This window comes from Stenotrophomonas sp. STEN031, from assembly GCF_056759975.1.
In genome coordinates this window covers 1-22,530 of record NZ_JBRREA010000064.1, presented here as the reverse complement: position 1 = coordinate 22,530, position 22,530 = coordinate 1, and the positions used below count along the sequence as shown (strand labels likewise).

Below are 22,530 nucleotides of genomic sequence, written 5' to 3'. Positions count from 1 at the left end.
CCCGCCCGGGGCCGTGACGCCCCGCGCGATGTGGGGCGTGGTTTTCCCGGGGAACCGCCCGCGGGAGCTTCGCGGGGCACTACGCTTAGGCACTGTCGCGACCGCCCCCCTGTAGAGCCGAGCCATGCTCGGCTGAGGCTCTACCGGGAAAGCGCCTGCCGAGCACGGCTCGGCACTACCGCGCATTACCGGGGAGTGTCCTCCGGGCAACACCCCCGCCCTTCGACGCGCCATCCACCCAACCGATGGCCATTGATTCTGTGAGCTTTTTCAGATTTTTTTCACGATGTAATCAGGCTGTAACAAAAACATCATTTCATAGCCGCATCCGCCGGCGCTGCCGGCATTTCTCCCGCTATGGAGTGACGCATGAAGCTGCACACGACCGGTCTTGCCGCCCTCTCGCTGGCCATCGCCCTGGGCCTGTCGGCCTGTGGTGACAAGGGTAACCAGGCCGCCGCCAACCCGGACGCCGCAGGTGCGGCTGCACCGGCCGCTGGTGACAAGGTTGCCGTCGAGATCTCCGGCGCCGGCGCATCGTTCATCTTCCCGCTGGTGTCCAAGTGGTCGGCCGACTACAACGCCGCCACCGGCGCGAAGATCAATTACCAGTCGATCGGCTCCGGCGGCGGTATCGCCCAGATCAAGGCCGGTACCGTCGACTTCGGTTCGTCGGACAAACCGCTCTCCACTGAAGAACTGGCCCAGGCTGGCCTTGGCCAGTTCCCGTCGGCAATTGGCGGCGTGGTGCCGGTGGTCAACCTTGAAGGCCTGCAGCCGGGCCAGCTGCGCCTGACCGGCCCGCTGCTGGCTGACATCTTCCTGGGCAAGATCAAGACCTGGAACGACAAGGCCATTGTCGATGCCAACCCGGGCGTAACCCTGCCCGACACCAAGATCACCCTGGTGCACCGCTCCGACGGTTCGGGCACCACCTTCAACTTCTCCAACTACCTGTCCAAGGTCAGCGGCGAGTGGAAGGACAAGGTCGGCGAAGGCACCTCGGTGCAGTGGCCGGACGGCGTCGGCGGCAAGGGCAATGAAGGCGTTGCCTCCTACGTGCAGCAGATCAAGGGCTCGGTCGGTTATGTCGAGCTGGCCTATGCCCTGCAGAACAACATGCCGTATGCCTCCATGCAGAACGCTGCCGGCAGCTGGGTGCAGCCGACCGCTGAAACCTTTGCGGCGGCCGCTGCCAGCGCGGACTGGGCCAATGCCAAGGATTTCAACCTGGTGATCACCAACGCACCGGGCGCCAATGCCTGGCCGATCACCGCCACCAACTTCATGCTGATGCACAAGCAGCCGAAGGACGCCAAGCGCAGCGCCGACACCCGCGCCTTCTTCAAGTGGGCCTTCGAGAACGGCCAGGCACAGGCCAACGAGCTGCACTACGTGCCGCTGCCGGCCGAGCTGGTCACCCAGATCGAGTCGTACTGGGCTGCTGAGTTCAAGTGACGCACTGGCGCGGGGCCGCCCGGCGGCCCCGCCTTTGCCAGTGCGTCATCCCCGCGCAGGCGGGGATCGCTCGTGATTCTGCTTTTGCTGTTGCTTTTGTTCATGCCTTTGCCGCTGAAGTCACACGCAACATCAACGGCAAGAGCGATGACCCGACATTCGTCGGTTGAAAACCCCGCCTAGGCGGGAATGACGGCTTGAAGGCGATCCCCGCCTACGCGGGAATGACAAGCTCAAAGATTTTTACTCCCCCGATTCCGGGGACAGAAACACCACCGCATCCACCTGGGCCCCTGCCGCTGCCATGAATGCCATTGCACCGTCCCTAGCATCCGCGCCCACCTCACGCGATCTGCGCGATGCACGAAACGACCGGCTGTTCCGCTGGTTCCTGATCGCCACCGTGATCTTCGTCCTGGTCGCCCTGGCCAGTGCCGCCCTGTCCATGCTCTGGGGTGGCCGCCATGCGCTGCAGGAGCAAGGCCTGAGCTTCTTCTACTCCTCCGACTGGAATCCGGTGGAGAACAAGTTCGGCGCATTGGCGCCGATCTACGGCACCATCGTCACCGCCCTGATCGCCATGCTGATCGCGGTGCCGGTGAGCTTTGGCATCGCCTTCTTCCTCACCGAGGTGGCGCCGCGCTGGTTGCGCGGCCCGGTCGGCACCGCCATCGAACTGCTGGCCGGCATCCCCTCCATCATCTATGGCATGTGGGGCCTGTTCGTGCTGGTGCCGGTGATGACCGAATACGTCACCCCGTTCCTCAACGATCACATCGGCCCACTGCCGGTGATCGGCGCCTTGTTCCGCGGCCCGCCGTTGGGCATCGGCATGCTCACCGCCGGCTTCGTGCTGGCGATCATGGTCATTCCCTTCATCTCCTCGGTGATGCGCGAGGTCTTCCTCACCGTTCCCACCCGCCTGAAGGAATCGGCTTATGCGCTGGGTTCCACCAAGTGGGAAGTGAGCTGGGACATCGTCCTGCCCTATACCCGCTCGGCGGTGATCGGCGGCGTCTTTCTCGGCCTGGGCCGAGCGCTCGGCGAAACGATGGCGGTAGCCTTCGTGATCGGCAACAGCGTGCGCCTGACGCCTTCGCTGCTGGAGCCGGGCACCACCATCGCCGCGCTGATCGCCAACGACTTCGGCGAGGCCACCGAAACCTACCGCTCGGCCCTGCTGCTGCTCGGCTTCGTGTTGTTCATCGTCACCTTCGTGGTGCTGGCTCTGGCCCGCCTGATGCTGATGCGCCTGTCCCGCAAGGAGGGCAACTGATGTCCGCTTCCGCTGACTCCCTGTACCTGCGCCGCCGCGTCGTCAACAGCGTCGCATTGCTGATGGGCTGCGCTACCGCTTTGTTCGGCCTGTTCTTCCTCGGCTGGATCCTGTGGACGCTGCTGTCCAAGGGCCTGCCTGGCATCAACCTGGACCTCTTCACCAAGATGACGCCGCCGCCGATGCAGCAAGGCGGCCTGCTCAATGCCTTCTTCGGCAGCGCGGTGATGTGTGCCATGGCCATCGGCATCGGCACACCGCTGGGCGTGGCCGCCGGCACCTGGCTGGCCGAGTACGGCAATGCCCGCAAGGCCGGCACGGTGGTGCGCTTCGTCAATGACATCCTGCTGTCGGCACCGTCCATCGTGCTCGGCCTGTTCGTCTATACCCTGTACGTGATGCAGACCGGCGGCCAGTTCTCGGCATTTGCAGGCGCGCTGTCGCTGGCCTTCATCGTGTTGCCGGTGGTGATCCGCACCACCGACGAAATGCTGCGACTGGTACCGGTGCAGATGCGCGAAGCCGCACTGGCCTTGGGCGTACCGCAGTGGAAGGTGATCATGCAGGTGCTGTACCGCAGTGCCATGGCCGGCATCGTCACCGGCATCCTGCTGGCCCTGGCCCGCATCTCCGGCGAAACCGCACCGCTGCTGTTCACCGCCTTCGGCAACCAGTACTGGAACAGCAATGTGATGCAGCCGATGGCCTCGGTACCGGTGGTGATGAACCAGTTCGCCGGCAGCCCCTACGAATCCTGGCAGGTATTGGCCTGGGCAGGTGCCCTGGTACTGACCGTATTCGTCCTGTTGGTCAGCCTCTCCGCGCGCGGCCTGCTGCTGCGCAACCGCATCTCGAACGACTGAACTTAAACGATTGATTGCCATGGACCTTCCCATGAACGACCTCAGCAACGCCGTCCCGATGCAGCGCATCAACGTGCCCGCCGCCAACCAGTCGCTGCACACGCCGGCGCCGGTCAAGCTCGCTGCACGCGGCCTGGACTTCTACTACGACAAGTTCCATGCGCTGAAGAGCATCAACCTGGAGATTCCGGAAAAGCGTGTCACCGCGCTGATCGGCCCCTCCGGTTGCGGCAAGTCCACCCTGCTGCGCATCTTCAATCGCATCTACGCGCTGTACCCCAAGCTGGAAGCGCGCGGTGAAGTACTGCTGGACGGCGAGAACATCCTCTCGCCCAAGTACCCGATGAACCGCCTGCGTTCCAAGGTGGGCATGGTGTTCCAGAAGCCGGTGCCGTTCCCGATGACCATCTTCGAGAACGTGGCCTATGGCATCCGCCACCACGAGAAGTTGTCCAAGGCCGACATGGCCGTGCGCGTCGAGCAGGCGCTGCGCCAGGGCGCGCTGTGGGACGAAGTGAAGGACAAGCTCAACCAGAGCGCGCTGGGCCTGTCCGGTGGCCAGCAGCAGCGCCTGTGCATCGCCCGTGCCGTGGCCCTGCGCCCGGACGTGCTGCTGCTGGACGAGCCGACCTCGGCGCTGGATCCGATCTCCACCAGCCGCATCGAGCAACTGGTCGAAGAGCTGAAGAACGATTACACCATCGCCATCGTCACCCACAACATGCAGCAGGCAGCGCGTGTGTCCGACTACACCGCCTTCATGTACCTGGGCGACCTGATCGAGCACGACCGCACCGAGACCATCTTCTCCAACCCCTCCAAGCAGCAGACCGAGGATTACATCACCGGTCGCTTTGGCTGAGGCTGGCGCAGGCGGACCGTGACGCGGTTCGCCGCCCGCTGGATGCCTGGCCATGGACGGCCGGGCCGCACTCCGAAGCCAGATGTACGCCATGGATGGCAACGCAGCTACCGAACGAATGCAGTCCCACCCGAACCGTCTCCAGCGAGCATTCCATGAATCTTCCCAACGACCACATCGTCAAGAGCTATGACGAAGAACAGCAGCGACTGGTAACCGAGATCGTGCGCATGGGCGAAATGTCCGTTGCCCAGCTCGAAGCCGCGCTGGACGTGATCGAACGCCGCGACGAGAAGGCCGCGCAGCGCATCGTCGCCAACGACGAGGCCATCGACCAGCTTGAGCAGCAGATCAGCCACGACGTGATGCGCCTGGCGCTGCGTGGGCCGATGGCCCGCGACCTGCGCGAGATCCTCGCCGGCCTGCGCATCCCCGCCGACATCGAGCGCATCGGCGACTATGCCGCCAACGTCGCCAAGCGCTCCATCGCGCTTGCCGCGGTGCCGCCGCTGCCGCAGATCCAGGGCCTGCGCGCACTCGGCCGGCTCGCCGCGCAGCAGGTCCGCCGCGCGATGGAAGCCTATCGCGACAACGATGCCGAGGCCGCACTGAGCCTGCGCGCCGACGACGCGCGTCTGGATGCGCAGTACACCGCGCTGTTCCGCGAGTTGCTGACCTACATGATGGAAGACCCGCGCAACATCACCCCGTGCACGCACCTGCTGTTCATGGCAAAGAACCTGGAGCGTATCGGCGACCACGCCACCAACATCGCCGAGAACGTGTGGTTCCTGGTACATGGTGATGCGCCGCTGCCGCCGCGCGAGAAGCGCGACGAAACCAGCACCGTCGATCACGCCTGATCGATGGTTGTCCGGCCGCTGCCTGCATGCGCAGCGGCCGCGCTGCACCTCGTCGTGGCGGGCTGATACAGACTGGTACAAAGCGACACCCTGCAGCCTGTGTTTTTAATCACTCATTCACGCATTTTTTCCGAGTATGGACTCGTCCGCTGCACTCCCGCCGCGCACTGAGGAATTGCCATGAAGCGTATCGCTGCCACCCTCCTGGGTCTGTCCCTGCTCGCCTCCGGTGCCGCCCTTGCCGGCCCAGCGCAGGATCGTGACCGCGACGACATTCGTCGCGACAAGTCGGCCCACAGTGCTGACCAGCACGCCCAAGGCCATCGCGCCAGCACACCTGCACCGGCCGCGCACAACGGCGCCCGCCACGCATCCAGCAACAGCGCGCACCATGTCCCACGCAAGGGCGAGCGCCTGCCACAGAACCAGCGCGGCAACCGTATTGCCGATTACAGCAAGCATGGCCTGCGTCGGCCCGGACGTGGCAACGAATGGCGCAAGGTCGATGACCGCTATGTGCTGATGGCAGTCGCCACCGGGCTCATCATCGATATCGTCAGCGGCCATCGCTGATCACCATCGCCAGCTGAATCAACACGGGCCCCAAATAGGCCCGTTGCCATTCCAACGATGGCAAGGTCACGCCATTGCGCCGGACCGCTTGCTAAGCTCCAGCCTCCCCCCGGCCCAACCACCACCGGAGACACACGCAATGGCCATCGACATCCGCAAGTCCACCACCCTCGCCCTTGGCGCCGCCCTGCTCGGCGGCATGGCGGCCCCTGCTTTTGCCATGACCGACCTGGCCCAGGGCTATGCCCTCGGCGCCGGCGCCCAGACCCCGCCAACCGCCGAAGCACAAGCCGCTACCGCTACTGCACAAGGCACCGACGCCGCCGCCAAGCAGAAGGCCGAGGGCAAGTGCGGCGAAGGTAAATGTGGTGAAGGCAAGTGCGGTGCCGACAAGGACAAGCCCAAGACCGATACCGCCAAGGCTGACAGCGAAGCCGCTGCAGGCGCGGACAAAGCCACGGCCGAAGGCAAGTGTGGTGAGGGCAAGTGTGGCGGCAAGCACTAAGCCCGGCACACCCGCGCGCCACACGCCCGACCAGCGCATGCCTGCCCAGGCCAGCGCTGGCCTGGGCCTGCGGCGCTCGCTGCTCGACGCCTTGCAGGCGGCACCGGCCGGCGCATTCGACTTTCTCGAATGCGCCCCGGACAACTGGATCGGCGTTGGCGGCAGCCTGGGCGAAGCGCTGTCGGCACTGTCGCAGCGGCACCCGCTCAGCTGCCACGGCCTATCGCTGTCATTGGGTGGACCGGCCCCACTGGATGTGGAGTTCCTCGCACGGACACGGCGCTTCCTCGACCAGCACCAGGTCGCGCTGTACAGCGAGCACCTGAGCTGGTGCACGGATGATGGCCATCTCTACGAACTGCTGCCGCTGCCCTTCACTGCCGAAGCCGTGCAGCATGTGGCGGCACGCATCCGCCAGGCCCAGGACATCCTCGGCCGTCGCATCGCCGTGGAAAATGCCTCCTACTACGCTGTACCTGCGGCGGACATGGACGAGGCGGACTTCATCAACGCCGTGCTGGACGAGGCCGATTGCGACCTGCTGCTGGACGTCAACAACGTCTACGTCAACGCCGTCAACCACGGCTATGACGCGCGCGCCTTTCTTGCACGCCTGCCCTCACAACGCATTGCCAGTTACCACGTTGCCGGCCATCACGACGAAGCCGAAGACCTGAAGATCGACACCCATGGCATGCCGGTCAAGGGCGATGTCTGGGCACTGCTGGCCGATGCCTACACCATGCATGGCGTGCGCCCCACCCTGCTGGAACGCGACTTCAACTTCCCGCCACTGCCTGAACTGCTTGAAGAACTGACACGTATCCGCCAGTTGCAGCAGGCCGCCCATGGCTGAGTCACTACGCGAACTGCAGATGCGCTTTGCCGCGCACCTGCGCGACCCTCAGCAGCATGCCGCACCGACCGGCATCAACGACGCACGCCTGCAGGTGTACCGGGAGCTGTACTTCAACAATATCCAAAGCCTGCTGGCGGCCAATTTCCCGGTGATCGCACGCAGTCTGGGCGAGCCGCGCTGGCAACAGCTGGTGCGCGATTTCTGCCGTGAGCATCGAGCACATACGCCCTTGTTCCCGGAAATCGGCCAGGAGTTCATCGCCTTCCTGGACCATCGTCCGCTGGATCCGCAGGCAGCATGGCTGCTGGAGCTGGCCCACTACGAATGGATCGAACTGGCGCTGAAGATCAGCGACGAGCCGCTGCCAGCGCATGATCATGAGGGTGACCTGCTGGCGGGCAGCCCGGTCTGTTCGCCCTGCTGCCGGGCACTGGCCTACCAATGGCCGGTGCATCGGATTGGTCTGGAATATCAGCCCAACGAGCCACCGCTGCAGCCGACCTTGTTGCTGGCCCGGCGCGGGGCGGATGGCGCCATCGTGTACTCCGAACTTTCGCCGATGCTGTACCGCTTGCTGGAAAGGCTGGAGCAGTTTCCCGCGCTCAGTGGGCTTGAGCAGCTGCGGGAGTTGGCGGTTGAGGCGGGTACAGAAGCTGACGAGGAGTTCATCCGCAATGGCGCTGCGATGCTGGAGCAACTGCGGGACAAGGGCTGTCTGCTGGGCAGCTGGGCCTCCTCGCTTGGGCCGAAGGCGTAGGGAGGGTTGGGGAGGCCCTGTAGAGCCGAGCCGTGCTCGGCTGAGGCATTACCGGTAACGCCCCTGCCGAGCATGGCTCGGCACTACAGGCTCTCACGGCATTTGCAGGCGCTTGCTGACACGGCCGCTTGACCCGCTCTGCTACCCTATTGCGATGAATGAATCCGCAGAACCCACGCTTCACCGCCCCGCTTTCACGCCGATGGCGCAACGCTTCCGTGGCTTCCTGCCGGTAGTGGTGGACGTGGAAACGGGCGGCTTTGACTGCAATCGCCATGCGCTGCTGGAGATCGCCGCCGTGCCGGTGGAGATGGACGAGAACGGTCTGCTCTACCCGGGCCAGACCGCCAGTGCACATGTGATCCCGGCCGAAGGCACCGAAATCGACCCCAAGTCGCTGGAAGTCACCGGCATCGTGCTCGACCACCCCTTCCGCCTGGCCAAGCCCGAGCGCGAGGCGCTGGAGCACGTGTTCGCACCGGTGCGCGCAGCGATGAAGAAGTACAACTGCCAGCGCGCGATCCTGGTCGGCCACAACGCGCACTTCGACCTGAACTTCGTCAACGCCACCGTCGCCCGCAGCGGCCACAAGCGCAATCCCTTCCACCCGTTCAGCGTATTCGACACGGTGACCCTGGCAGGTGTGGCCTATGGCCAGACCGTGCTGGCCCGCGCGGTACAAGCTGCCGGCTTTGAATGGGATGCCAGTGAGGCGCACAGCGCGGTGTACGACACCGAGCAGACCGCCCGCCTGTTCTGCAAGATCGTCAACGCCTGGCCGCCCGCACCTGGCCGCTGATCAATGACACTCAGGCTGCGCAGGTACGTGCGCGGCCTTCTTTCTTCGCCCGCGCCAGCGCATTCTTGGCGCGCTGGTAGAACAACACCGGCGCCTGGTCCTGCTCGCCGAGTTGCACCACACCAGCACTGAAACTGACCTTGATATCGCCAGTCTCGTGCCCGCCCCACTCCGCATACTGGCCAAACAGGCGCTGCAGCCGTTGGCAGGCAATCTCGGCTTCCGGCAAGGCGGTATCGCCAAGCAACACGGCGAACTCCTTGTTGCCCAGCCGTGCCGGCATATCCGAGGCACGCAGGCTGCGCCGCATCAGATCACCCACCTCGCACAGCACCAGGTCGCCGACCGCACGCGACCATTCGGCATTGATCTGCTTGAGATGATCGATGCTCAGCACCACCAGGCTCAGCGAGCGCCCCGTGCGCCGCGCTGCCGCCATATCACGTGCCAGCGCGTCATCAAACGCGCGGCGGTTGGGCAGGCCGCTGAGATCGTCCTCATTGGCCAAGCGCTCGAATGCGTCGGCCTGTTCACGAAGCTTGTGTTCAAGTTCCGCCTTTTCCAGCAAGGCCGCTTCCAGCCGCGCGTTCTGCTGATGCAGCTGATCCGATCGCGCCTGTTCACGAGCCGCGAATTGTTGTGCTTGCCCACGCTGCTGCTTCAGCTGCATCGCCAGCCACAGCACGCCCAGCAGTAACAGTACGCACAGGCCGATGAGCAAACCCGGGAGCGGCAATACTGCCAATTGTGGGGCTGGCAAAGACACTTTCGCGGCGCCTTGCGCGCAAGCGGGTGCGGTGGCAGCTGCCACCACCAACAACAGCGCTGACTGGCGTAGATCTGCAAGGACGCTCGCCCTGCCCCACCGCGCGCGCAGCCCCCCGTTCGACCGGGTGATCGGATTGTTCCCTGCTGCCATCGTTCGTGCCCCAAGCTGATCTGCGGATACTAGCAAACCGTCGGGAGCTTGCAGGAACCAAGACTGCCCCCCGCCCGGGATTTTCGCTGGAGTGTGATTGGCAGTGTGAAAGCTTGTCGAGCCGATGACACCAAAGCCGCAGCGGCAGCGTTTGCAGGAGCGGCATAAGCCGCGAAGCTGGGTTTCTGGCAGATTGCGGCTGGAGCTTTCTGCGCTCGACAGGCCATTGGTGGCTTGCTGTTGGTGGCTCCGGGGGCATTTGTGGCTTCGCGGCTGACGCCGCTCCCACAAACATCACCGGTCTTGGCTGTTGGCTGGCCACTGCGGCGTTTCCCACCGAACGATGGCTTCCAGGCCACCTTCGGGGTGATTGCGCAGGGTCAGGCTTGCACCGTCTTTTTCAGCCAGCGCACGGGCGATGGTCAAGCCCAGGCCGGCGCCGCCGGTCTCGCGCGAGCGCGAGGTCTCCAGGCGCAGAAATGGGGTGAACACAGCCTCCAATTCGTCCGCAGCCAATCCTGGCCCGCTGTCACGCACCCGCACCTCGACAGCATCGCCATCGCGGCGCGCGCTTAAATGCACACTGCGGCCATACTTCACCGCGTTGTCAACCAGATTGGAGAACAAACGCCGCATCGCCAACGGCCGCAGCATCATCACCGCACCGCTCCCCTGCTCCAGCACCGCGTCATGACCGGACTCGGCGGCGTCCTCGACCACGCTTTCCAGCAGTGAGTCCAGGTCCAGCGCCGCGCGTTGCTCGGCGCTCTCGGCGCTGCGGGCGAGCTCCAGTCCTTCACGGATCAAGGCCTGCATCGCAGCAAGATCGCCGATCAGGCGCTCGCGCAATGGCTCGTCCTGAACGTTTTCCAGGCGCAGTCGCAGCCGCGTCAGCGGCGTCTGCAGATCATGAGTGATCGCCGCCAGCATCTGCGTGCGTTCGCCCAGGTGCCGCTGCAGGCGCTTCTGCATGGCATTGAAAGCTTCGGCGGCGCGCTGCACTTCCAATGGCCCGCTCACCGGCAGGGGTTCGCGCTGCAGGTCGTGCCCAAGCTCGGTGGCGTGATTGGCCAGCCGCTGCAAGGGTGAACTGGCAATGCGTGCAACCACATAAGCGAGCAGGCCAATCGCCAATACCAGCAGCGACAGGAACCAGGGGTCGAATGCCGAAGCGGTGCGTCGTGCCACCGCCGGGTATTCCAGCGCCAAGCGCAGCGGCGTGCCATCGGTGAGCGTCAATTCCACCAAGCGGCAGCGCGGCGGGGTGAACGCAGGGTCGCGATCACGTGAATGCTGTGGCCGAGGCCCGCGCCCGGGCGGCGGCAGGAATTCCGGCAACGGCGGCATGCAAGCGCGGAAGCTGCTGGCACGCACCTGCGCGCTGGCAACTGCGCCACCGCGTGCGCTCAGCACCGCCATCAGTGCCTGATCCACATCACCGGTGCGGAACTCGCCTTTCACCTCACGCACGCTGGGTCCGCCCACCGCCAACAGGCGGCTGCGCAGCTCCGGGTTGCCGTCCAGCAGATTGACGAAGCCCTGCAGGCGGTCGGCGATACGGGCAAGGTTCTGCCGTTCGAATTCTTGCTGGCGGCGGCTCTCGGCCAGCAGCGTGGCACCTATGGCGGCCACCATCATGCCGACGAGCAGGATGACGAACAGCCGCCCCGCCATCGACGACAGGAACAGGCGCAGCCGCTTCATTCCAGCGTCACCGCACTGGCGAACACGTAGCCCTCGTTGCGTACCGTCTTGATCAGGCCATCGGCCCCGGCGTCTCCCAGCTTCTGCCGCAGGCGGCTGATCTGCAGGTCGATGGCGCGGTCCTGGGATTCATAGCTGCGTCCGCTGCTCAGCGACACCAGCTGCTCGCGCGACAACACCTTGTTGGCATGCGCAACCAGCACCCGCAACAAGCGGAACTCAGCGCCGGACAGCATCACCACGCGCTTGGCCGGGTCGATCAGATGGCGATGTTCGAGGTCGAACACCCAGCCGGAGAACACCGCCCGACGCATCGCCAGTGGCTCAAGGTTGGCCGGTAGCGCCTCGGTGCGACGCAGCACATTGCGGATACGCGCCAGCAGCTCGCGCGGCTCGAAGGGTTTGGCCAGGTAATCGTCCGCGCCCATCTCCAGGCCCAGAACGCGGTCAATCGGCTCGCTGCGCGCGGTCAGCATGATCACCGGCGTGGTCGAGCGCACGCGTAGTTCGCGGCACAAGGCCAGGCCATCTTCGCGCGGCAGGTTGAGGTCCAGCACGATCAGGTCAATGTGCTCGCGCGCCAGCACCTGGCGCATCTGGTTGCCATCGGCCGCCGTGCTCACCGCGTAGCCTGCCCGGCCCAGCTGTTCGGCCAGCAGGTTGCGGATGTCACTGTCGTCGTCTACCACCAACAAGCGGTGCAAGGTCTGTTTTTCCGTCATGGGTCAATGATCCATGCTAGCGGATCGTCGTGCGCGCCCGTGCATGTATCCACGAGTATCAACACCCACGCTTGATACACAGCGACACATGGCTGGCTGAACCTGATACACGCCGACACATACTGTGCCTTGAGGCTGAACAGGGCGCTGACCACACTGGCATCAACGCCGCACGCTGCGGCCCAGCCTGAGTGCCTGATCACCGTGAAGCTGCTGCCCTCCTCCCGCCGCAACCGCCTCCTGCTTGCCGCTGCCATCGTCGCCCTGATCGCCGGCGGCGTGTTCTGGGCCACGCGCAAGCCCGCTACCCCTTCAATGGCCACCTCGCCGGTCAGCCGCGGCGACCTGGAACAGACCGTCGATGCCACCGGCGTGATCGATGCCTACAAGCTGGTCAGCGTTGGTGCGCAGGCTTCGGGCCAGATCAAGGTGCTGAAGGTGCAGTTGGGTGATGTGGTCAAGCAGGGCGACCTGATCGCCGAAATCGATTCGGTCACCCAGGAAAACAGCCTGAAGAACGCCGAAGCCGCGTTGGAAAACATCCGCGCCCAGCGTGCGGTGCAGACCGCCTCGCTGAAGGAATCGGAGCTGGCCTTCGCCCGCCAGAAGGAGATGCTGGCCGCCGAAGCCACCTCGCGCGCCGACTATGAGTCGGCCGAAGCCAACCTGGCCAGCACCCGCGCGCAGATCCGCGCGCTCGATGCGCAGATCCGCCAGCGCGAAACCGAGCTGGGCACCGCCCAGGCCAATCTCGGCTATACCCGCATCACCGCGCCCATCGATGGCACCGTGGTGGCGGTGGTGGCCGAAGAAGGCCGCACAGTGAACGCCAACCAGTCGGCGCCGACCATCGTCAAGCTGGCGCGGCTGGACCTGGTCACGGTCAACGCTGAAATCTCCGAAGCCGACGTGGTCAAGATCAAGCCCGGCATGCCGGTCTATTTCACCATCCTTGGCAACCCCGATCACAAGTACGAGGCCACGCTGCGCACGGTGAACCCGGCGCCGGCCTCGATCAGCACCGACAGCACCAGCTCCAGCAGCTTCTCCTCTTCCAGCTCCAGCACGGCGGTGTACTACAACGCCTTGTTCGACGTGGAGAACCCGGACGGCACCCTGCGCATCGACATGACCGCGCAGGTGTCGGTGATGCTGGCCCAGGCCAAGGACGCGCTGCTGATCCCCACCGTCGCGCTCGGCCCCAAGGTGCCGGAAGGCGGCCGTGGCCCCGGCGCGAATGCCGCCAATGGCGAGCAGCGCGCCGCCCGCAGCAAGCAGGAAGGCCAGCGCCAGCAGCGCCGCCAGCCGGAAGCCGCCGCACTGGCCAAGAGCAACAGCTACCTGGTCCGCGTGGTCAACAAGGACGGCCAGCCGGAGCCGCGCACGATCAAGGTCGGCCTCAACAACGGTTCCAACGTCGAAGTGCTGGAAGGCCTGAAGGAAGGCGAGCTGGTCGTGGTGGGCGAAGTCACCGCCGGCGAGAAATCCAGCAGCAACCAGCGCGGCCCGATGGGCCCGATGATGGGTGGGCCGCGCCGATGAGCCAGCCGCTGCTGCAACTGCGCGACCTGCGTCGCGAGTTCCCGGCCGGCGAGGAAACCATCGCCGTGCTGAAGGACGTCAACCTCGACATCCACGCCGGCGAGATGGTCGCCATCGTTGGCCAGTCCGGCTCGGGCAAGTCGACGCTGATGAACATCCTCGGTTGCCTGGACCGCCCCACCGTCGGCTCCTACAAGGTGGCCGGCCGCGAGACCGGGCGCATGCAGCCGGACGAGCTGGCCGAGCTGCGCCGCGAGCATTTCGGTTTCATCTTCCAGCGTTATCACCTGTTGGGAGATCTGGATGCGCGCGGCAACGTGGAAGTGCCGGCCATCTATGCCGGCACCCCGGCCGAGGCCCGCCGCAGCCGCGCCGAGGCGCTGCTTGCGCGGCTGGGCCTGAGTGACCGCATGGGCCACAAGCCGGGCCAGTTGTCCGGCGGCCAGCAGCAACGCGTGTCGATCGCGCGTGCGCTGATGAACGGCGGCGAGGTGATCCTGGCCGACGAGCCCACCGGTGCGCTGGACAGCGCCTCCGGCGAGGAAGTGATGGCCATCCTCGGCGAGCTGCATGCCGAGGGCCAGACCATCATCATCGTCACCCACGACATGCACGTGGCCGAGCACGCCCAGCGCATCATCGAGATCCGCGACGGCGAGATCATCGCCGACCGCCGCAACGACAAGGTGCCGGCGCTGCAGAAGCAGCAACGCCCTACCCCACAGCCCAGCACCGGCAATGCCTTCCAGGCCGCACGTGATCGCTTCGTCGAAGCTTTCCGCATGGCCTTGTTGGCAATGAACGCACACCGCCTGCGTACCTTCCTGACCATGCTCGGTATCATCATCGGCATCGCCTCGGTGGTGTCGGTGGTGGCGATGGGCAATGGCTCGCAGCAGCAGATCCTGCAGAACATTTCCTCGCTGGGCACCAATACCATCGACGTCTACCCGGGACGTGGCTTTGGCGACATGCGTTCGGGTCGCGTGCAGACGCTGAAGAGCAGCGATGCCGAGGCCTTGGCCACGCAGAGCTACATCGACAGCGTCACCCCCAGCGTGTCCAGCTCGGTGACCGCACGGGTCGGCAACAAGGCTGCCTCGGCGCAGGTTGCCGGCATTGGCGACCAGTACTTCCGGGTCAAGGGCATGACCCTGGTCAGCGGGCGCTACTTCGACGAAAGCGAAGTAAAGAGTCTGGCCCAGGTGGTGGTGATCGACGAGAACACCCGCAGCCAGCTGTTCGGCAGCGACGACCCGCTGGGCCAGGTGGTCTTGCTGGGCAATGTGCCGGCCCGCGTGATCGGCGTGGCCAAGCGCCAGTCGATGGGCTTTGGCGGCAGCACCAACCTCAGCGTGTGGGTGCCCTACACCACGGTGATGGCACGCATGCTCGGCCAGACCTACCTGAGCAGCATCACCCTGCGGGTCAAGGACGACACGCCGATGGATGCCGCGCAGTCGGCCATCACCAAACTGCTGACCCTGCGCCACGGCACCGAGGATTTCTTCCTCAGCAACACCGCCGAGATCCGCGAGACCATCGAATCCACCACCAAGACCATGACCCTGCTGATCGGCGCCATCGCCGCGATCGCGCTGGTGGTCGGTGGCATCGGCGTGATGAACATCATGCTGGTGTCGGTGACCGAGCGTACCCGCGAGATCGGCGTACGCATGGCCGTGGGTGCGCGCCAGAGTGATATCCGCCAGCAGTTCCTGATCGAGGCGGTGCTGGTCTGCCTGCTCGGCGGCGTGCTCGGCATCGCGCTGGCGCTGTCCATCGGCTGGGCGTTCCAGACCTTTGGTGCCAGCTTCACCCTGATGTTCTCCACCGGCTCGATCATTGCCGCCTTTGCCTGCTCGACCCTGATCGGCGTGGCGTTCGGCTTCCTGCCTGCCCGCAATGCCGCCCAACTCGACCCGGTCGAGGCCCTGGCCCGCGAATGAAGATGACCATGAACCTACTGCGTCCCCTGCTGCTCTCCACCGCACTGACCGCCGCCCTGGCCGGCTGCGCCAGCACCCCCAGCGCCGACCCGGCCGCCGAGCTGCGCGTGCCCGCCGTCTATGGCCGCGGCGATGCCGCCGCCAATACGCCGGTGCAGGCGGTTGCGCACGAAGTCACCGCGCCGGTCGCCGACGTGCACGCCGATGCCTGGTGGCAGGGCTTTGCCGACCCCCGTCTGGACCGCCTGATCGAAGCCGTGCTGGCCCGCAATACCGACATGGCCTCGGCCGGGCTCAAACTCGAACGCGCCCGCGCCCAGGCCGGCCTGGCCACGGCCGATCTGTGGCCGCAGGCCAATGGCTCGGTGAGTGCCAGCGGCAGCCGCAGCATCGACAGTGGCGACGACTGGTCGCGCAACCACAGCGCCAGCGTCTCGCTGGGTTGGGAACTGGACCTGTGGGGCAAGCTGCGCGGCCAGCGCGACATCGCCCAATGGGAGGCGCAGGCCACCGCGCAGGACCTGCAGAACACGGTACTGAGCCTGGTCGGCCAGAGCACCGATCTGTACTGGCAGCTGGGCTATCTCAACCAGGCAATTGCAACGGGCCAGGCCAATCTCGAACGCCTGCAGCGCACCGCTGCCCTGGTGCAGACCCAGTTCGATGCGGGCGGTGTATCGCGGCTGGAAGTGCGCCAGGCGCAGCAGAACATCGAGAGCCAGAAGGCCGCGCAATCGCAGCTGGAACAGCAGCGGGTGGAAACCCGCAACGCGCTGACCGTCTTGCTGGATGGCCAGCCGTGGCCGCTGGCCGATGAGCCGCAGAACCTGGATATCGCGCAGAGCCCGACCCTGGCCGAAGGCCTGCCGGCCGAGCTGCTGGCACGCCGCCCCGACCTGCGCGCGGCCGAACTGCGCCTGCGGCAATCGCTGAAGAACATCAAGGTCACCGCCACCAGCTATTACCCGAGTCTGAGCCTGAGTGGTTCGGCAGGCAGTTCCGCAACTTCGCTGGGTGATGTGCTGACCAACCCGGTGGCGACACTGGGTGCTGGCCTGAGCCTGCCGTTCCTGAAATTCCGGCAGATGCAGCTGGATATCAAGTCGGCGGACCTTTCCTACCAGATCGCCGCCAATGATTTCCGTCGCACGCTGTATACCGCGCTGTCGGAAGTGGACAACGCCTTGTCGGCACGCACGCGCCTGGCTGAGCAGGTCGCTGCGGCGCAGGCCTCGTACGACGAAGCGGTGGAGATCGCGCGTTTGTATGAGGTGCGTTATCGCGCTGGTGCTACCGATCTGCGCACCTGGCTGGAAGCGGAGCAGACCCGTCGCAATGCAGAGCTGTCGCTGGCTCAGACCAAGCGCAGCCAACTGGTGAATGATGTGACGCTTTACAAGGCGCTGGGTGGTGGGGCCTCTTGAGCCCCTCTCCCTCCGGGAGAGGGGTTGGGGAGAGGGCCGAGCGGAGAAGCAAACGCTGGAAGGCCGAGAAGCTGAAGAGCTCCCCTCATCCGCCCTTCGGCCACCTTCTCCCGCAGGCGGGAGAAGGGACTTCGCTTGGCATCGCTTGAATCTGCAGTACTCCGAGCCCCCTACTGCCCCGGCGCGTGCACCCCATGCCGCTGCAAAACTTCCCGCACCTTGTCCAGCGGAATCGCCTCCACCGTCTGTCCATTACCACTCACCGTGGTCGCCATGAACAAGGCGTTGTAGACCGATTCTTCCACCGCATCCACGCTGGCCTGGAACACCGCACTCATCTGCTCGTTGGCCAACTCGGTGGTCTGCAACTGCGCGGCATCAAACCCGCGCCGCACCGATGCCGCCGTTGAAAACGCCAGCACATAGTCGCCACTGCCGTTGGACGCAGAACTGCCGGTACGCCCCAGGCCCATCATCCCGCGCGAGGCCAGGCGCCGCAGGTTGCGGTCGGACAAGGGCGCATCGGTGGCCACCACAATGATCACCGAGCCATCGCCGCGATCATCGGCAAGCCCGCGCACATTGCCCTGCGCGGCAACCGCATTCTGGAACGCGTAGCGGTCCAGCTCGCGACCGACCGGCGCGCCTTCCACCTGCAGCACGCCGCCAAAATTGGCCTGCACCAGCACGCCCACTGTCCAACCGCCCAGGCTCTCGGGCAGCTTGCGCGAGGAGGTGCCAATACCGCCCTTCCAGCCGAACGCGACCGTACCGGTGCCTGCACCCACGCTGCCTTCCTGCACCGGACCGCTCTTCGCACCTTCCAACGCACGGCGCACGGCATCGGCGGTCACCGGCCGGGCGCGGATGTCATTGAGGCCACCGTCATTGGTCTCGCCGACCACCACGTTCAAGGAGCGCACCTGCTGCATGTCCGGTTGCGCCAGCATCCACTCGGCCATTGCATCGGCGGCCTTCCACACGCAGAGCGTGCAGGTCAGCAGGATTGGGGTCTCCAGCTCGCCCAGTTCGTTGACCTGGGTGCTGCCGACGAATTTGCCAAAGCCATTGCCAACATGCAGCGCCGCCGGCACCCGCGAGCGATAGGCGTTGCCGGGGTGCGGCAGGATCGCGGTAACGCCAGTGCGCACGGTGTCGCCCTCACGCAAGCTCACCTGGCCAACGCGCACGCCAGCCACGTCGGTGATCGCGTTGTTGCTACCGGGCGCGAAGATGCCGGGGGCGACGCCCAGATCACGGGCGCGTACGCGCAGGCTGTCACGGGCGGCGGTGTCCTGCGGGGCGGCGTCGTGGGCCGCGACGCCCAGGGCACAGAGCCCCGCCAGCGCCACGGTCAATTGCAGGAAAAGACGAGGCGGCGTGCGGGGCATGAGGTTCCTTACAGGCGTTGGCGGACGGCCTCGAACAATGCCACACCCGTCGCCACGGATACATTGAGGCTTTCGATATCGCCCGGCATCGGGATGCGCACCAGCTGGTCGCAGGTTTCACGGGTCAGGCGGCGCATGCCGTCACCCTCGCCACCCATCACCAGCGCCACGTTGCCGCGCAGGTCGAGCTGGTGGATGGTGGCGTCCACTTCACCGGCCAGGCCGTAGACCCATACGCCCAGCTTCTGCATCTCCTTGATCGTGCGGACCAGGTTGGTCACCGCCACCACCGGGATGCGGTCGGCAGCGCCGGCACTGACCTTGCGCACGGTGGCATTGACCGGCGCGCTCTTGTCCTTGGGAATCACCACCGCGGTGACACCGGCGGCAGCGGCGCTGCGCAGGCAGGCACCGAGGTTGTGCGGGTCCTGCACCTCGTCCAGCACCAACACCAGCGCCTTGCCTTCAGCGGCTTCGATCAGGCCGGACAGCTCGTTCTCGGCCCACAGCTTGGGCGCGGCGTAACGCGCAACCACGCCCTGGTGGCGGACCTGGCCGGCGACGCCGCCCAGCGCCTGGGCGTTGACCTTGCGCACGTCGATGCCCTTGCGCAGGGCTTCTTCCTCGATTTCGACCAGGCGCGGGTTCTTGGCGCCGGCCTCGATCAGGACCTCACGGACGTTTTCGGGGTCTTTCTCGATCGACGAAGCAACGGCATTGACGCCGACGATCCACTGGTTCTGCTTGCTCATGGGCGTCACATGGGGACTTCTGGGGGTGGCAATGGTAGGCCGATTCGGCCCCGCCCGCAGCTGCCACCGGCCTGCGGGGGACGGGAAAGGCGGCTCCGCCATGGCGGAGCCACCTCCTGCATCAGTACTTCTGTTTGACCCGCTTGGCCGGCTTACCGCGTTCGGGCAGCGGCGGCAGGCCTTCGTCCAGCGGCTCGCCATCCAGTTTTTCAATCAGCCGGAAGTCGATCTTGCGCTCTTCCATGCTGGCCTTCAGCACCAGGATGCGGACCCGGTCGCCGAGCCGGAATTCGTTGCCGCGACGGTCACCGCTCAAGGTCTTGCGGATCGGATCGAACTGGTAATAGTCGTGCGGCAGCTGGGTCACGTGGACCAGACCGTTGACCTTGGACTCGTCCAGCTCGACGAACAGGCCGAAGCTGGTCACGCCACTGATCACGCCATCGAACTGGCCGCCGACGTGCTTTTCCATCCATGCGGCACGGAAGCGCTCGTCCACCTCACGCTCGGCCTCATCGGCCCGGCGCTCGCGCTCGGAACACTGCAGCGCCAGTGCTGCCATCTCGCGCGGCGTATAGGTGTATTTCTCGCGCGGGCCGCCGGTCAGCGCGTACTTGATGGCACGGTGTACCAGCAGGTCGGGATAGCGACGGATCGGCGAGGTGAAATGCGCATAGGCCTCCAGCGCCAGACCGAAGTGGCCGTTGTTGTCCGGCGAATACACCGCCAGTGACTGGCTGCGCAGCAGCACCGACTCCAGCAGCGCCGCATCCGGGCGCTCGCGCACCTTCTTCAGCAGCTTGGTGTAATCGCCCGGCTGCACCTTGCTCCACGCCGGCAGGCTCAGCTTGAACTCCTTGAGGAACTCCAGCAGGTCGGCGTACTTGGATTCCGGCGGACGCTCATGCACGCGGAACGGTGCCGGGATATGGGTGGACAGCAGGTAGCGCGCGGCTTCCACGTTGGCCGCGATCATGCATTCCTCGATCAGCTTGTGGGCGTCGTTGCGCACCATCATGCCGGCCTGGGTGACCTCGCCGCGGTTGTCCAGCACAAAGCGAACTTCCGAGGATTCAAACTCGATGGCGCCACGGCGCTCGCGCGCCTTGGACAGGATGCGGTAGAGCTGGTGCAGGTTCTGGATCTGCGGCAGCAACGGGCCGATGAAGGCCTTGGCGTCGGCATCCTCCTCGCCCACCGCGCCCCATACCTGGGTATAGGTCAGGCGCGCATGCGAGTTCATCACCGCTTCGTAGAATTTCGAACCGCTGACCTGGCCATCGCGGCCCACCTGCATGTCGCAGACAAAGCACATGCGGTCTTCCTTCGGCCGCAGCGAGCAGATGCCGTTGGACAGCGTCTCCGGCAGCATCGGCACCACGAAGCCGGGGAAGTACACCGAGGTGGCGCGGCGCTGGGCCTCGTCATCCAGCGGCGTGCCGGGCCGCACGTAGTTGGAGACGTCGGCGATGGCCACCACCAGCCGGAACCCATCGCGGTTCGGCTCGCAATACACGGCGTCGTCGAAGTCCTTGGCGTCTTCACCATCGATGGTGACCAGCGGCAGGGAACGCAGGTCCACGCGCTTGCCGATCATCGACGACTCCACCGTCATCGGGATGGCGGTGGCTTCGTCCAGCACTTCCGGCGGGAACTCATACGGCAGCTCGTGGCCGTGGATGGCGGTTTCCACCACCAACGACGGGGTCAGCTTGTCGCCCAGCACGGCGATGATCTTGCCGATCGGCGGACGACGCGAGTCCGGCGCATGGGTCAGTTCGCAGACCACCAGCTGGCCATCCTTCGCCCCGCCGGTTGCATCGGCCGGGATCTGGATGTTGCGCTGGATGCGTTTGTCGTCCGGCACCACGTAGTAGATGCCGGCCTCCACGCTGAAATGACCGATCAGGCGATTGACGCCGCGCTCCAGCACGCGCGCGATGGCGCCTTCGCGGCGGCCACGGCGGTCGATGCCGGTGACATTGGCCAAGGCGCGGTCGCCATGCATGACCTTGCGCATCTCGTAGGGCGACAGGAACAGGTCGTCGCCGCCTTCGTCCGGGCGCAGGAAACCAAAACCTTCCGGGTTGGCGATGACCACACCCGGGATTAGGCTCAACTGGCTGACCGGTGCGAAGCCGCCGCGGCGGTTCTGCACCAGTTGGCCGTCGCGCACCATCGCGCCGAGGCGCTTGGACAGCGCTTCAGCGCGATCCGGTTCGGTCAGGCCCAGGGCTGCACCGATTTCCTCGGCGTTCTGCGGGCCTTCGCAGCGGTCCAGCAACTGCAGGATGGCCTCGCGGCTGGCGATGGGCTGCGCGTAGCGCTCGGCCTCGCGGGATGCATAGGGATCATCGAAGGCCGCCACCGGCGGACCCGACTTGCGACGGCCGCGCACGAAGCTCTGCGGCGCGGCATCGTCGGTGAATTTGCGTTTGCCGGGTTTGGCGGCGGCGCGAGGGCCGGCCTTGCCTGGCTTGGCCGCCGACTTCGCCGGCGCGGACAGACTCTCCGGCATCCACGGCGGCAGCTTGGCACTTTTTGCTTTGGGGGCTTTGCCCGGCGCCTTGCCCGGCTTGCTGCCGGTGGCGGACTTGCGGGCCTTGTCGGCCCCAGTGGTCTTTTTGTTTTTCATCAGCCTCCATGGTACATGGACACAGGTGTACAGGGTGCGCACACGGTCACTGCGGATGTTTGTGAAAAAGCGTTGACAAAGATGCGCATCCTCTTCAAACTGCGCGGCCTGAAGTGCCCAGGTGGCGGAATTGGTAGACGCACTAGCTTCAGGTGCTAGCGGGGGCAACTCCGTGGAGGTTCGAGTCCTCTTCTGGGCACCACGTTTCAAGATCAAACCCGCGAAAGCGGGTTTTTTCGTTTCTGCGGTTCGAACAAACAGGCCACGGTAGCCCTGGTAAGCGCAGCTCACCCGGGTTTCCTACCCAAGCAATCCGCTGCAGATGCCCCGGGTGCGCTGCGCTTACCCGGGCTACGCTGATCGGGCTTTTTCTTCACAAACCTGTTGACGGCACCAGAAACGTCCTACATAATCTCGCTCCTGAGTCGCCCAGGTGGCGGAATTGGTAGACGCACTAGCTTCAGGTGCTAGCGGGGGCAACTCCGTGGAGGTTCGAGTCCTCTCCTGGGCACCATGACTCAAACGAAACAACCCGCGAAAGCGGGTTTTTTTGTGCCCGCAATTTTTACCGGTAGTGCCGAGCCATGCTCGGCAAAAGCCTTACCGATAATCCCGACGATAATGCCGAGCCATGCTCGGCAGAGGCCTTACCGATGGCGCCTCATGCCGAGCATGGC

At 65.4% G+C, this 22,530-nt stretch carries 19 protein-coding genes and 2 tRNA genes; 15 read left to right on the top strand and 6 right to left on the bottom strand.

Annotated features, from left to right (window positions below; genetic code table 11):
• Positions 1–369: 369 nt before the first annotated feature.
• The 10 genes from pstS to rnt all read left to right on the top strand — a co-directional run bounded on the left by pstS (position 370) and on the right by rnt (position 8,815).
• Entirely contained in the window at positions 370–1,458 is a 1,089-nt protein-coding gene (pstS, locus tag ACVOLQ_RS19395; protein WP_481528991.1) for a phosphate ABC transporter substrate-binding protein PstS, read from the top strand.
• A gap of 304 nt (positions 1,459–1,762) precedes the next feature.
• Positions 1,763–2,734 (top strand): phosphate ABC transporter permease subunit PstC, encoded by a 972-nt coding sequence (gene pstC / locus ACVOLQ_RS19390; protein WP_313169416.1) that lies wholly within the window; start codon positions 1,763–1,765, stop codon positions 2,732–2,734.
• Positions 2,734–3,597, top strand: coding sequence for a phosphate ABC transporter permease PstA (gene pstA / locus ACVOLQ_RS19385; RefSeq protein ID WP_481528990.1), 864 nt, complete (start codon positions 2,734–2,736; stop codon positions 3,595–3,597). Before pstC ends, pstA begins: the two co-directional genes overlap by 1 nt.
• Before the next feature lie 31 nt (positions 3,598–3,628).
• On the top strand, positions 3,629–4,459 hold the full coding sequence (pstB, locus tag ACVOLQ_RS19380; RefSeq protein WP_282272926.1) for a phosphate ABC transporter ATP-binding protein PstB: 831 nt from the start codon (positions 3,629–3,631) through the stop codon (positions 4,457–4,459).
• A 155-nt stretch (positions 4,460–4,614) separates the two neighbouring features.
• Entirely contained in the window at positions 4,615–5,322 is a 708-nt protein-coding gene (phoU, locus tag ACVOLQ_RS19375) for a phosphate signaling complex protein PhoU (RefSeq protein WP_481528989.1), read from the top strand.
• 180 nt (positions 5,323–5,502) lie between these two features.
• Complete coding sequence (locus ACVOLQ_RS19370; protein ID WP_481528988.1) at positions 5,503–5,895, top strand: RcnB family protein; 393 nt, start codon at positions 5,503–5,505, stop codon at positions 5,893–5,895.
• A gap of 139 nt (positions 5,896–6,034) precedes the next feature.
• On the top strand, positions 6,035–6,400 hold the full coding sequence (locus tag ACVOLQ_RS19365; RefSeq protein WP_313169409.1) for an HvfA family oxazolone/thioamide-modified RiPP metallophore: 366 nt from the start codon (positions 6,035–6,037) through the stop codon (positions 6,398–6,400).
• 37 nt (positions 6,401–6,437) lie between these two features.
• Entirely contained in the window at positions 6,438–7,256 is an 819-nt protein-coding gene (locus tag ACVOLQ_RS19360) for an HvfB family MNIO-type RiPP peptide maturase (protein WP_313169407.1), read from the top strand.
• Positions 7,249–8,016 carry an HvfC family RiPP maturation protein gene (locus ACVOLQ_RS19355; protein ID WP_481528987.1) on the top strand — a complete coding sequence of 256 codons (768 nt, stop codon included), beginning with the start codon at positions 7,249–7,251 and terminating at the stop codon, positions 8,014–8,016. Before ACVOLQ_RS19360 ends, ACVOLQ_RS19355 begins: the two co-directional genes overlap by 8 nt.
• A 154-nt stretch (positions 8,017–8,170) precedes the next feature.
• Entirely contained in the window at positions 8,171–8,815 is a 645-nt protein-coding gene (gene rnt, locus ACVOLQ_RS19350) for a ribonuclease T (RefSeq protein ID WP_313169403.1), read from the top strand.
• 10 nt (positions 8,816–8,825) lie between these two features.
• Here the strand turns inward: rnt and ACVOLQ_RS19345 are convergent, their stop codons facing one another.
• From ACVOLQ_RS19345 to ACVOLQ_RS19335, 3 genes are all read right to left on the bottom strand, one after another.
• Positions 8,826–9,581 carry a GGDEF domain-containing protein gene (locus ACVOLQ_RS19345; protein WP_313494200.1) on the bottom strand — a complete coding sequence of 252 codons (756 nt, stop codon included), beginning with the start codon at positions 9,579–9,581 and terminating at the stop codon, positions 8,826–8,828.
• A gap of 447 nt (positions 9,582–10,028) precedes the next feature.
• Positions 10,029–11,438 (bottom strand): ATP-binding protein, encoded by a 1,410-nt coding sequence (locus ACVOLQ_RS19340; RefSeq protein WP_481528986.1) that lies wholly within the window; start codon positions 11,436–11,438, stop codon positions 10,029–10,031.
• Entirely contained in the window at positions 11,435–12,160 is a 726-nt protein-coding gene (locus tag ACVOLQ_RS19335) for a response regulator (RefSeq protein WP_481528985.1), read from the bottom strand. Before ACVOLQ_RS19335 ends, ACVOLQ_RS19340 begins: the two co-directional genes overlap by 4 nt.
• A 198-nt stretch (positions 12,161–12,358) precedes the next feature.
• Between ACVOLQ_RS19335 and ACVOLQ_RS19330 the strand changes: the two genes are divergently transcribed.
• The 3 genes from ACVOLQ_RS19330 to ACVOLQ_RS19320 are packed head-to-tail and all read left to right on the top strand — an operon-like array spanning position 12,359 to position 17,075.
• Positions 12,359–13,702, top strand: a complete 1,344-nt coding sequence (locus ACVOLQ_RS19330) for an efflux RND transporter periplasmic adaptor subunit (protein WP_481528992.1) — start codon at positions 12,359–12,361, stop codon at positions 13,700–13,702.
• Positions 13,699–15,651, top strand: a complete 1,953-nt coding sequence (locus ACVOLQ_RS19325; RefSeq protein ID WP_313169396.1) for a MacB family efflux pump subunit — start codon at positions 13,699–13,701, stop codon at positions 15,649–15,651. Before ACVOLQ_RS19330 ends, ACVOLQ_RS19325 begins: the two co-directional genes overlap by 4 nt.
• Positions 15,648–17,075 carry an efflux transporter outer membrane subunit gene (locus ACVOLQ_RS19320; RefSeq protein WP_481528984.1) on the top strand — a complete coding sequence of 476 codons (1,428 nt, stop codon included), beginning with the start codon at positions 15,648–15,650 and terminating at the stop codon, positions 17,073–17,075. The genes ACVOLQ_RS19325 and ACVOLQ_RS19320 overlap by 4 nt, the downstream gene beginning before the upstream one ends.
• A gap of 170 nt (positions 17,076–17,245) precedes the next feature.
• Here the strand turns inward: ACVOLQ_RS19320 and ACVOLQ_RS19315 are convergent, their stop codons facing one another.
• From ACVOLQ_RS19315 to rnr, 3 genes are all read right to left on the bottom strand, one after another.
• Complete coding sequence (locus ACVOLQ_RS19315; RefSeq protein ID WP_481528983.1) at positions 17,246–18,466, bottom strand: DmpA family aminopeptidase; 1,221 nt, start codon at positions 18,464–18,466, stop codon at positions 17,246–17,248.
• 8 nt (positions 18,467–18,474) lie between these two features.
• Positions 18,475–19,218, bottom strand: coding sequence for a 23S rRNA (guanosine(2251)-2'-O)-methyltransferase RlmB (gene rlmB, locus ACVOLQ_RS19310; protein ID WP_293706047.1), 744 nt, complete (start codon positions 19,216–19,218; stop codon positions 18,475–18,477).
• Positions 19,219–19,339: 121 nt separating this feature from the next.
• Entirely contained in the window at positions 19,340–21,853 is a 2,514-nt protein-coding gene (rnr, locus tag ACVOLQ_RS19305; protein WP_481528982.1) for a ribonuclease R, read from the bottom strand.
• A gap of 115 nt (positions 21,854–21,968) precedes the next feature.
• On the opposite strand from rnr, the gene ACVOLQ_RS19300 reads away from it, so the two are divergent.
• Together ACVOLQ_RS19300 and ACVOLQ_RS19295 are read left to right on the top strand one after the other, a co-directional pair.
• Positions 21,969–22,055, top strand: a tRNA-Leu gene (locus ACVOLQ_RS19300).
• Between the two features lie 225 nt (positions 22,056–22,280).
• Positions 22,281–22,367, top strand: a tRNA-Leu gene (locus ACVOLQ_RS19295).
• Positions 22,368–22,530: the final 163 nt, after the last annotated feature.